Genomic DNA, 10,515 nt, shown 5'->3' with positions numbered 1-10,515 from the left:
GAAGACAAACTAAAAAATCCTTCTAGATAATATCAGAGATTTTTTTGAAAACTAGTTATTAACAATCCATTCAAAAATGAATGGATTTTCATAATCCTTGAACGGTGTAGGTGACAGAGAAATAGTTAATAAATTATCTACCGATACAGGTTTGTTAGTTTTTCTAACTTCGTTCATAGCTTTAAGAATTTTCTCTGCATCTATCTCTAGTCCTGATTCTGCATAAAAAACAATAAGTACTCCATTATCTAATTCGGGGTTATTGACCATATAGATACTTCTAGTCGTTGATTCTTCATCACCATTATTATTTCCTTCGGTGTTTTCTTCTGGTTTATCTTGATTATTAGTCTCTATAGGTTGATATTCAAAGATAAAGGGCTTTACTAATCCTTGTAAATCTTTAGTTGATATAGATATTTTTAAAAACTCATTTACAGTAATAGGTTTTCCAAATTCTCTTACTTGCTTCATCGCAGTAATTATTTCGTGGGATAAGATATCTAATTCTGATTGCTTAAGGAATGCGTCGGCCACTTGGTTATCTAAACTAGGGTCATTAGCAAAATAACTTATTTTTGTTTCACTTCCAGACTTTAGTAACCTTTCAAGAAATGCGGAAAAACTAGCTCTAGTTACTTCATCCAGTGGTCCAAAATTCCCATTAGGATATCCCTGTACTAACTTATGTTGGTCTAATATTTTTATATTGTTGTAAGCCCAGTATGTCTTTTTAACATCTCTAAATGGAAAAGTGGTACTACTTTCCTTTTCTTTTAAATCGTATGCTCTAACTAATATTGAAGCTAATTCTCCTCTGGTAAGTAAGTTTTTAGGACCGAAATTCCCGTTAGGATATCCCGTTAAAATATTATTTTCAACAGCTGCACTAATGTATTCCTCAGCCCAGTACCCTTTTTTCACATCTGGAAAGATATTATTATCGCTATTTAGATCTAACCCCAATTCTGTAACGATGATTTTAGCAGCTTCCTCTCTTGTGATCGGGGCATTTGGCTTAAATGAGCCATCAGGATAGCCATTAATGAGTCCAAGATCAACCAAGTATTGAACCTCTTTTTCACCCCAGTGTCCCTTAACATCCTCAAAGACTTTTGCTGAACCAACTGCAGGCATGATAGTTAAAGTTAGCGTGAGTACTGCAATTATAGAAATTATTTTTTCATTATAGTTTCCTGCCTGTATTTTTAGTTTAAATAAACCTCATTTCTTTGTATAAAGACTTACCCCTTTCTAGATTTTTTATATAAAACGGAAAAAAGCGTTCCATGACACAATATCAACACAAATTAATGTGAAGAATTGTTCCAGAGAACGCATTACGTTAAATAAAGATTGACAGCTATCCGCTTTTGGACGCTAAGAAAAGAATTGAAGTTTTATTTAAGACCATAATACTATTATTCTCTGAAAATATCAATATAGTTTAGAATATTAGATAATATCAATAAGCTTTCATATGTGCATTATAAATTAACTAGTATTTTATTACTATTTTTTTATAGAAATATAGTGAATATTAAATGTGTTTGATAAATATATCATTTTTTATTGATACATCCTTTATAATAATCCTTAAAGAGTTTATATATAAGTATATAAACGTTTTCTATAGTCAACGATAAGTGGAGTTATTTAGAAAAGGGTGTTTATATGAATATAACCAAAAAGGATGCAAAAGTTATGGGTTTGGTAGAAAGGAAATTTGAGCTGCATGAGAGATACTTCAAATACGATTATACAACCCTGGTTCATCTTGTTTACCTTCAGCAAGTAAACATCACTCAAACTAATAATGAAGAAGAAGTAAGGAAGGACGTTGTTCTTTCTAATACAGAGAAAATTTTGTTTGATGAACTTCCTCAATTAGAGCAACTTTGTCTCCAAACAGGAGATATACAAAATTCTTATGAGGTTTCATCTTCACAAGCTAAAAGAATACAAGAAATAGCACAGTTTAATTTGGATAAATTGTTAGAAATACCCAAAATAATTCGTGAGGAAGATTGATTTTAAAATGTTCTTAAAATATAATTAAGTTAATCTTACTTAATTTAAAACTTTTTCGCGACTAAATATGGTCTGCTGGATATTACTAACAAAATTATTAGCCTTTGGGCATAGAGGATACCTAGTGTATTGTTCTCTTGCTCAAAGGCTTTTTTATGTTTTGGAAGAGTTTTATGTATGTAAGAGAATAAAAACTATAGAGAGGTGGGATTATGTGTTTAGGCTTACTGTATTTCTGGATGTGAGCTCTATTCAACTTAGAAACGATTTGAAAGGATTTGGGTTTAACGAAAAGGAAAGAGGTTCTCTATTATTAGAGATGGATAGTGCCTACTTTAAAATCAGGATCCTTTCTAATCAAGCCGGTAGACAGAAGGGGGTAGGTTATCATATCTATAGTAACGCATCAATAGATGCAATTATTTATTTCTGTGATATGATTTTTCCTTCCTATAGACCATTGATAACAGGTTTGGAATGTGAACTACAAGAGGAACATATAACACCAAGATTGATTAGAAAGATAGGGGGAAGAATGCAACAACCAAATATTTATTTTATTGGTGATATTGGCGTTGTTTTCCTTCCTAACGGTTTACTAAATTTACAGTATAGAGGGAAACTAGGTACTAGTATGAAACAAACATATGAATGTATGAAAAGGATTGATCAGATTAGGTACAAATTAAAACCTAATCAGATTGATCTTTTTTCGTATCTGAAAGCAATTTAAAATATTTGGAGGGTTAATAATGGAAAGTATTCAACTAACTGCTGCGCTATTAATGGAAGAATATATAAAGAGTGGTAAGTATCTAGAGAAGAAAAGAACAGAGACTAGTTTAAAAAATTATAAAAGTTCATTAAAAGAAATCTTAAAAGAGGGAGATATAAAACGATATGTATTCAAGCAATCTAATTTGGTTGCAAAGTTTGTACCTAAGATGATATATGAATGGGACTTTGAAGGGTTACTAGAATTTCTATCAGATTATCTTGTGCCAGAGATATATCTTGACTGTTTAAACGTCGATAACAAAAAGGTAGAATCTATTGAGAATTGGGATACCCTAAGTATTCCTTTCAAGCAAAAACCAACCTTTTATGTGAAACCATCTTTTAATAAAGAGGGAAGAGCGCTATCAACAGTTGAAATTGACGATGATGAAAAAACAGAAGAGGAGCTATTAGATGGGATCCTTACATTACAAAGAGACATGGAACAACTAAACACCGATTATGAGCATTTAAAAGATAAGATGCTGTCTTGTAATGTTTTAAAACAGAAGAAAAAACTAAAACATACTTACGGTTCAGTTTCTCTGGTAGAAAATAAACCTAAATATGATAATTTTCTAATATATGATGCTTTTGGAGAGGAGTTTTTCATGAATTACGGAAAAGTCAGTTTGCAGAGGTTAGAGGAATTAATCCTAAAAGGTTATATTAAAAAAAGGTAATTGAACCTTTCCGTACACTATTAGATATCAGGGTCGATTTTATGGTAATGTCTATTGATGCTGAACAAAGAATGTTTCAAGGAATGAATTGGAACAGACAAAAGATATTAAATGAGAGAATAAGTTAATATTGGAAGATAAATAAAAGGAATACATTTAGAAAACGTACTTTAGAATAAAAATGGAAGTACGTTTTCTTTTATATATTCAAAATGTCTAAATTTATTTAAAAAGTAGTTAGCCATTAATAATTATCCATAGTTAAGCCAATTACAGATGCTCGAATTATATCTAATTCCAAGAACCTCTCTAATTCACTTGGCGTACCACTAACTATCGCACCACTGATGAGAATGTTTTTTTCAGAGTTATTAGAGTTCAAACTTGGATAATCATTAGATACAGAGAACCCGAAAGCATCTTTTCCAAACAACACGTGGTCAAAATCCATCTCACTTGCAGGTAACTCATTGAATGTTGTGGAATTCGATTTATCTATCCAAAACCAATCTACATTATCACTCCCCAAACTATTCCAAACTTCTTCTTTACTCATTGGTTTATTGAATGATAAAGCAACTTCAATTAAAGTATTTTCATCAAGAGTTAAAGCTATTTCAAGCTCATTTGGTAAATTATGATAGCCTATGTGAGGATAGTAGAAATCTATTTCTCTTTCATTGTTTAGTTGGTTGTATCGTACTGTTCTTTCTTCATTGCTTACAGTAAGGATCTCTGATACCACCGCATTCTTACTCTTCACTTTCCCTATAGCTGGAAACTCCTTTCTTTCAACTAGCCATGGAACCTGTCTATCTCCTATTTTTTTATAGTATGTAATATTCCCTTCAGCCTTTAAGAGACCATAGGAGACATCTAAATTATAATTAACAAGGCCCGCACCTTTACCATCACCAATAATGCGTTGATGTATTTTTTAACCTCCTGTTCGATCTTGTTATTAATAATATGATGCCCGATAACTTGGGTGAAAAATATAACCCCACAAGTTGTTAAAATAGAAATAATAATATAAAGAAAAAGTTGTTTACGTCTAGACTTTCTCAGAGTTCTTTGAAATGAATCTCCACTTATAAAATCATTTAATTCCTTTTTGTCTATCTCTTTATTTTTATTCATCCTAATCCTCCTTATATATTTTTAGTAGCTTCTTTCGTGCACGGTATAAATTTGTTTTTATCGCGCTATCACTTATTCCAAGTAGTTGTGAAATCTCCTTATATGATAATTCAGAGAAGTACCTTAACATAAGAAGTTCAGCATGGAGGGGCTTTAATTTAAGCAATAAACTATTAAGTTCCTCTTTACTCTCATTTTCTATAAAGATAGATTCAGGATAATCCGATGATTCCATTTCTTTAATTGAAGCATCAAAGGATAGATTTAGTCTTTTTGTCTTTCGGCATTGATCGTAGTAATTATTTAGTGCAACACGGATTAGCCAGCCACGAATATTAGATGTGTGAATGGTCTCTGAGTATCTAAGAAATTTATATGCCGTTTCCTGAACTGCGTCCTCAGCATCCATTTCCGAAACACCTTTACTTAATAAATATCGATAAACAATATTAAGTTCATTGTTTAATTCCTCAAGTAGTATATTTTTTTTCATTGTCCCTCCTCCTAAATTAAAGACGTTTATGAACAAAAAGAGTATACAAAAATCAAATAAATAATTTAATTATCTATATTGATTGTAACAGTTTGAGAGATTGGATTATTCAAATCACTTAGTTTCTATCACTAAAACACTAAATTACCATATATTTTTGCTATTTAATGATAATATTCCTCATATTTCATGTGTAATTTACACGATATAGCTCCTTTTTACTTATTTTATACTTTTCTAAATATTTTTATTATGGTAAAATATCCTATAGATTGAAAAAAAAGGAAAAGGGGATGGGGAAATGAAAAAGGTAATATTTTTCGCGACATTTATTAGTCTAGTTTTTCTTGCGACTACTGTTTCAGCTGAGGAGAAAGCTATTGAAATCAAAGGAATTAATCAAGATATCGTAGCAGATCCTTCTTGGATTCTAATTGATACAATGGTTGATGAACAGACTGGAGTCTCAGTTGAGATATATGAGTCTAAAGAGATACCCTATCTAACCATGCCAATGGCTGGGGATGGAACTTGGAATTATGTAACTCAGTCTACTTGGTTTACTAGTCATGCTGATCCCGCAGCTATGAATTTTAGACGTGATGATAAGATAGTCCACTCTACTGGGGGAGACTTTATGGTTACTATACCGTATCACCAGGTCTACGGAACTCTAGTTGACGGTGTTGATGCTGTTATCGCTATAGAATTATATGAAGAAGATCCAACTAAATCTAATCTAGTTCGTCCCGGATTAAGAGCAGCATTAGTACCACCGATTGGACGAGCAAAAAACGTGATATGGAGAGATATTAATGATTATGTGGATGGGACAAATAAAAAAGCAGAGTTCTATGCGAAATATGCTATGAACTATTTAGGAGCAAAGTTTAATGTAATATATTCTGATTAGAGGAGTAAAACCAGTAAATTAACTTTGATAAAAGCACTTTCTTATTCAAATTTATAATTTGGGATGAGAAAGTGCTTATTCTACTAGTTAGTAATCAAATTGGACCTGACTTAATAAAAAATAGGCTGTATAAAAATATAGTATTTTCTGTGCCACCTTATTTGAATAGGGAGGCCTCATTTGGTTCTAACACTAAGAGAATTAATAGTAAATAAATTTATGAGTTCTCACTTATTTCAATCTCTAATATATCGTTTAAATGAACTGTATTCCCTTCTTCCGTTATCACAGAGGGTATTAATTCCCTCTTGTTAATGTTGTTAACCATCTTTATATGTGCTACAGTTTCGTTAACAATAATAACAAGGGGATGAATTAGTGAAGAAATCAATTCAAGAAGTATTAGATTATTTTCCCACTTTGGAAAGTCACCTAAGTACAGTTAAGTCCGATGAATCTAAACTTAATAATGTTGAGCAAACATTCCTTTCACTTATACGTTTTTTCCAGGAACCTAATAAGGGGTAGCGTCAGGAAAATGCGGATTTACAACGTTAAGGAAATCGATATATATATAACCCTAATTTCTCACTTTCAATACTGAGAAATTAGGATTAAGTTACTTCTAAAAAGCAATGTGTGTAAAATCAGTAAATTAAGGTACGGTATTTTTAGACAACTCATTAAACTCTTCATCGGAGATAAACCTGCTCTTATATGATACGACCGTATAGTCTTTAAGATTTTTCTCTCCAGGAAAACGAATTGTCATACGAATTAGCTTGTAAGGTGGGTTCAAAGGGCCTTCATATCCTATTACACGTAAAGAAACATTATAAGTTTCGCTATCAGCATCTCTTGTGACTTTTTCAATTCTGCTAAAACTAAATAACTGTTTATCACCATGTTCCTGCATTATCTCAAGGATTGTGCCTCCGAGATATCTTAGGAAGGAAGATTCCAGTAACGATGGTGGTTGGTCTTGAGGGATTACTTCTGTAAGGGTTTTAGCACTTGTAAACGTAGTATTTGAAAATAAGACAATAAGTAATAACAGGGTAACTTATTTCATTAGTACTCTCCTTTTAAAGATTTTTCTTATTATGTACAATAACTTGTTTTTTTAACATAGGAAATTTATTGGGTAGTTTGTTAACTAGATGTAATTAGAAAGGATAATAAAAATGGAAGTGGTAAGTAACGTTAGGTAGAGCAGAAAAGTAGCAACAACAACTAACTTTTAAAACATTGGATCATTTTGACATATACCATCAAAATTCGAACTCCGAAAAATAGCAGAAATATAATAGGAGTTCCTTTAAGGAACCCCAGTTTGACGTTAGTGTTATATTAAAAATAATACAAAGAGTACTATTATAAATAACGAATCTATTTTGGTTAAATTTTTAGATGATTTCCATTCTAAAAAAAGTAATTGAAACTAATATTCCTCATTTAAAATACACTATAATCGATGTTATATTTCGTACCAAAGGTTTTTGCATTATTTATATTAGTAGTTGTACTGGTACCAAAATATATATCAAACCAGTAATAAGGTCTTTTTCTGTTCAAGTCACCCGTATCCGTTACCTGAAAAATACTTCTATTACCATGCCCGTTTAGATATAGCGGTTTCTCTGTTATTATTTCACTATATCGGGTCATGATTTGTAGTTGATTTTTGGTGGACTGCGATAGTTTGATATTGTTTGTTTGGAAATACAGATGAACCATGTCCAATTGTGCTTCCTGTATAAGCTGTAACTTCGCCCGCGGTATAAGCATGAGTATTTGAAGAAAATGCAAAGATGAACACAAAACAAGAAGCTATTGCAAAGATAACTATATTTTTTTCATAATAAAAACTCCTTTAATTCTTGTATTGTTCTCTTTCGATTTTATTTTCCAATTCTCCTGTTTTTGCATTGTACTGTAAGTAGATCATAACCTTCTTACTTTCATCCCAGCCAATAACCATCGAAAGGGGAATATTCTTTTCTGGATCTTTTGTGAAACCATAGTTATACCCTTTCGCAAAAGTGTCTCCTGGATATATATTTGTGACTTTTTTACTCTTTTCCAGTAATTCAGGTGAATCAAACTTAAAGTCTTTAATGTCTGAAACAAAGTAACTATCGGGCATACTCTCCAGTTCGTTAGGTAAATGTGTTTCTCCCCATATCTTTCCATCCCGTATCGTTACTAAATATAAATCTGTCTTATAAGGAATACCGAATTTTATGTTCCAATTTTTTCTTCTGCCATCCATTCCTGTAGGGGTTTCATCTCTATCAACACTTAGTCCGTTGTATAACAATGCTTCTTTATTCCACTTTAACGCCTCTTTTTGTGCTATATCAATTGCTTCATTTAAAGTTAAACTCTCTTCTGTATCTGGGGTAATAGTTGTTTCACTTGAATTGAAGGCTGATGAAGAATTACTAATAGGCGCAGAATCATCCGTCTGCCAACAAACGGTCGTTATTATCATAAGGTTTATCCCTCTTTGATACTTCTAAAACAACCTCATTTCCTTCGAGGTGGGATTTCTGAGTTCTCTCTTTCAAGTAAAAATAGTACAAACAACGATTCAATCAAATTGCATCTTCATTCTAATTAAACCGTAGGAGAGGATTCATCATCCATATATTAGACTTTGATTAGCATAATTTAGAAAGGAGAAAAAACAAATGAAAAAATTTGCATTTGAAGTAAAGGATTCATACTTTCCAAGTCCATTCAATGGAGAAATAATAGCCGAAAATGAAGACGAAGCTGAATATAAACTAATTGATTACTACTGTTCAGAACTGGGGACTGAACCTAGTTCACTAATTGTTAAAGTAATTGATGTTAATAAACTGTATAAGGTCTATAAATAGATTTTGAACAGCCAATAATCCTTCTCTTTGAATTATTGGCTGTTTTGTATTTAAAAAATAAAGAAGAGCTTTTTTTCGTTAAAACTTACATACTACAACAAGTTCCATCGGGGGTCATAAGTAAAGTGAATTACACCGTTCTGGCAATATTCCTGGATTCAACATCCCACGTCTGATAGTTAACACAGAACTTATAAACAAGTACTTAACATTAAATGGAACGCAGAAATAGAAAAAACTACTACCATTCTATGCAGAGCAGTGAAAAATCTGGAGTTAGCATCAAATGCTTTTCATTTCCTAATAATAGGTACACAGGGCTAGGACCAGAACAATCACTTTTCCTCAGAACAACACTTTATATGTAGGATTAATATTGATTAGCAACTGCATATTGAAGAGGAAAAATTAAAATGGGAAGTAAGGGTTGTTTTTTATCATTCCTCTTACACTTTATAGAACAAGAGGGGTATTTTAATGAAATTGGGTTGAAGAGATTATGATAGTATCTAAAAGCTAAGTCGGATGTTTGGTTGTTTATTTTAGATAACGTCTCCTTTTCTATAAGCGATGGTCAACAATAACTTAATTTCTATGAATACTAACTCTCATGGTTATAATTTGATTCTGATCAGATCAATTGACTTTTTATGATAGTGTAACCCAAGTAGTAAAAGTAAGTATCTGAAAACTCTTAATCTATATCGAATTCCGAATTCTGAACGGCGCCGTTTAAGAAAATAATAAACAAATTTAAAAGGAGTAATTGTTATGGTCTTAGATTTAAAACTAAAAAAAATGAAATTAATCCAACCAGAATTACTTGAAAAAAAATAAGATTACTAAAAGAAGGCGAGTTGTTTCAAAAAACAAAATCCTTCTTAAAAGAGGAACTCAACAAAAATCTTTCAAGTTTTAACTATGAGGGAATCAGTTATGATCTTGATTTAGAAACCCATACCAATAAGGCCGAAACCTACCTTTTGGAGGATTCTGATAGTTTTGTCAGCTTAATCTTTACTGTAACTGCAGATCAAAATGGAAACTTCTCAGAAATGGTTAGGTCTAATGTTGTCGTAGAAAATGAAAAAGCAACAACTATCTTAGATATTAGATATGATATTTTATCTCAGTCGTTTATTGTAGACGTGGGTGAAGTAATTGAAGAACCTGCTCATACCGTATGGGAAACTATTAAGGAAAGAAACTATTCTGGATTAATTGAGCAACTAAAAGAAAAAGATGGATCCATAGAAACACAAGCATTCGGTGACTTTTGTTTACCTGGTGGATATCAGTATTGTGGACAAGCATGTGGAACAAATGGATCAGCTGGTGGCGGAGGTCCCATATATAATAAAATTGATGGCTGCTGTTACATTCATGATGATTGTTACAGAAGAAACAAAACAAACCGCTGTTCAGCTTGTGACCTAGACCTTATTAGTTGTGTGAACACCTGGAATAACTTTAAAGAAGGCCCTGTCGCTGCCACGGCGATTACTACTTTCTTTAATGCAAAGTGTAACTCAATAATAATTTAAAAGGTGATTTCTTTATAATAGCTCAATATTCAGCTTAATCACGCTCTGA

12 protein-coding genes are annotated in these 10,515 nt (G+C 31.9%); 6 read left to right on the top strand and 6 right to left on the bottom strand.

Features of this window, described 5'->3' with window-relative positions:
• Positions 1 to 51: 51 nt before the first annotated feature.
• Complete coding sequence (locus tag G5W_RS22620; RefSeq protein WP_010093248.1) at positions 52 to 1,137, bottom strand: S-layer homology domain-containing protein; 1,086 nt, start codon at positions 1,135 to 1,137, stop codon at positions 52 to 54.
• 537 nt (positions 1,138 to 1,674) lie between these two features.
• On the opposite strand from G5W_RS22620, the gene G5W_RS0100430 reads away from it, so the two are divergent.
• The 3 genes from G5W_RS0100430 to G5W_RS0100420 all read left to right on the top strand — a co-directional run bounded on the left by G5W_RS0100430 (position 1,675) and on the right by G5W_RS0100420 (position 3,491).
• Complete coding sequence (locus tag G5W_RS0100430; RefSeq protein ID WP_010093247.1) at positions 1,675 to 2,031, top strand: hypothetical protein; 357 nt, start codon at positions 1,675 to 1,677, stop codon at positions 2,029 to 2,031.
• Positions 2,032 to 2,245: 214 nt separating this feature from the next.
• Entirely contained in the window at positions 2,246 to 2,764 is a 519-nt protein-coding gene (locus tag G5W_RS0100425; RefSeq protein ID WP_010093245.1) for a hypothetical protein, read from the top strand.
• Between the two features lie 19 nt (positions 2,765 to 2,783).
• The gene (locus G5W_RS0100420) at positions 2,784 to 3,491 is read left to right on the top strand and encodes a hypothetical protein (protein WP_010093244.1); all 708 of its coding nucleotides are present in this window, start codon (positions 2,784 to 2,786) and stop codon (positions 3,489 to 3,491) included.
• A gap of 244 nt (positions 3,492 to 3,735) precedes the next feature.
• Here G5W_RS0100420 and G5W_RS0100415 read toward each other — a convergent pair whose 3' ends face one another.
• From G5W_RS0100415 to G5W_RS0100405, 3 genes are all read right to left on the bottom strand, one after another.
• Positions 3,736 to 4,236 (bottom strand): anti sigma factor C-terminal domain-containing protein, encoded by a 501-nt coding sequence (locus G5W_RS0100415; protein ID WP_157998032.1) that lies wholly within the window; start codon positions 4,234 to 4,236, stop codon positions 3,736 to 3,738.
• Positions 4,237 to 4,367: 131 nt separating this feature from the next.
• Entirely contained in the window at positions 4,368 to 4,631 is a 264-nt protein-coding gene (locus tag G5W_RS0100410) for a hypothetical protein (RefSeq protein ID WP_010093242.1), read from the bottom strand.
• Position 4,632: 1 nt separating this feature from the next.
• Positions 4,633 to 5,124, bottom strand: a complete 492-nt coding sequence (locus G5W_RS0100405; protein ID WP_010093241.1) for an RNA polymerase sigma factor — start codon at positions 5,122 to 5,124, stop codon at positions 4,633 to 4,635.
• A gap of 301 nt (positions 5,125 to 5,425) precedes the next feature.
• On the opposite strand from G5W_RS0100405, the gene G5W_RS0100400 reads away from it, so the two are divergent.
• The gene (locus tag G5W_RS0100400; protein WP_010093240.1) at positions 5,426 to 6,037 is read left to right on the top strand and encodes a hypothetical protein; all 612 of its coding nucleotides are present in this window, start codon (positions 5,426 to 5,428) and stop codon (positions 6,035 to 6,037) included.
• Between the two features lie 1,455 nt (positions 6,038 to 7,492).
• On the opposite strand, the gene G5W_RS0100385 is transcribed toward G5W_RS0100400, so the two are convergent.
• Positions 7,493 to 7,774: a hypothetical protein gene (locus tag G5W_RS0100385; protein WP_010093235.1), complete on the bottom strand. Its 282-nt coding sequence runs from the start codon at positions 7,772 to 7,774 to the stop codon at positions 7,493 to 7,495.
• 136 nt (positions 7,775 to 7,910) lie between these two features.
• A complete protein-coding gene (locus tag G5W_RS0100380) occupies positions 7,911 to 8,531 on the bottom strand; it encodes a hypothetical protein (RefSeq protein WP_010093233.1) in 621 nt (206 codons plus the stop codon).
• A gap of 199 nt (positions 8,532 to 8,730) precedes the next feature.
• Here G5W_RS0100380 and G5W_RS0100375 point away from each other — a divergent pair, with 199 nt between their 5' ends.
• Together G5W_RS0100375 and G5W_RS22615 are read left to right on the top strand one after the other, a co-directional pair.
• Positions 8,731 to 8,922 carry a hypothetical protein gene (locus tag G5W_RS0100375; RefSeq protein WP_010093232.1) on the top strand — a complete coding sequence of 64 codons (192 nt, stop codon included), beginning with the start codon at positions 8,731 to 8,733 and terminating at the stop codon, positions 8,920 to 8,922.
• A gap of 857 nt (positions 8,923 to 9,779) precedes the next feature.
• Entirely contained in the window at positions 9,780 to 10,466 is a 687-nt protein-coding gene (locus G5W_RS22615) for a phospholipase A2 family protein (RefSeq protein ID WP_050801627.1), read from the top strand.
• Positions 10,467 to 10,515: the final 49 nt, after the last annotated feature.

Source organism: Ornithinibacillus scapharcae TW25 (assembly GCF_000190475.1).
GTDB classification, from domain to species: domain Bacteria; phylum Bacillota; class Bacilli; order Bacillales; family Amphibacillaceae; genus Ornithinibacillus; species Ornithinibacillus scapharcae.
Note: the sequence above shows the minus strand (reverse complement) of the source record. Positions and strands in the feature narration are given on the sequence as shown.

Excerpts from the sequence above, each read along its gene's own strand:
- G5W_RS0100430 (WP_010093247.1), top strand. The coding sequence starts at position 1,675 with ATGAATATAACCAAAAAGGATGCAAAAGTTATGGGTTTGGTAGAAAGG.
- G5W_RS0100420 (WP_010093244.1), top strand. The coding sequence starts at position 2,784 with ATGGAAAGTATTCAACTAACTGCTGCGCTATTAATGGAAGAATATATA.
- G5W_RS0100380 (WP_010093233.1), bottom strand. The coding sequence starts at position 8,531 with ATGATAATAACGACCGTTTGTTGGCAGACGGATGATTCTGCGCCTATT.
- G5W_RS22620 (WP_010093248.1), bottom strand. The coding sequence starts at position 1,137 with ATGCCTGCAGTTGGTTCAGCAAAAGTCTTTGAGGATGTTAAGGGACAC.
- G5W_RS0100405 (WP_010093241.1), bottom strand. The coding sequence starts at position 5,124 with ATGAAAAAAAATATACTACTTGAGGAATTAAACAATGAACTTAATATT.
- G5W_RS0100375 (WP_010093232.1), top strand. The coding sequence starts at position 8,731 with ATGAAAAAATTTGCATTTGAAGTAAAGGATTCATACTTTCCAAGTCCA.
- G5W_RS0100385 (WP_010093235.1), bottom strand. The coding sequence starts at position 7,774 with ATGGTTCATCTGTATTTCCAAACAAACAATATCAAACTATCGCAGTCC.
- G5W_RS0100410 (WP_010093242.1), bottom strand. The coding sequence starts at position 4,631 with ATGAATAAAAATAAAGAGATAGACAAAAAGGAATTAAATGATTTTATA.
- G5W_RS0100400 (WP_010093240.1), top strand. The coding sequence starts at position 5,426 with ATGAAAAAGGTAATATTTTTCGCGACATTTATTAGTCTAGTTTTTCTT.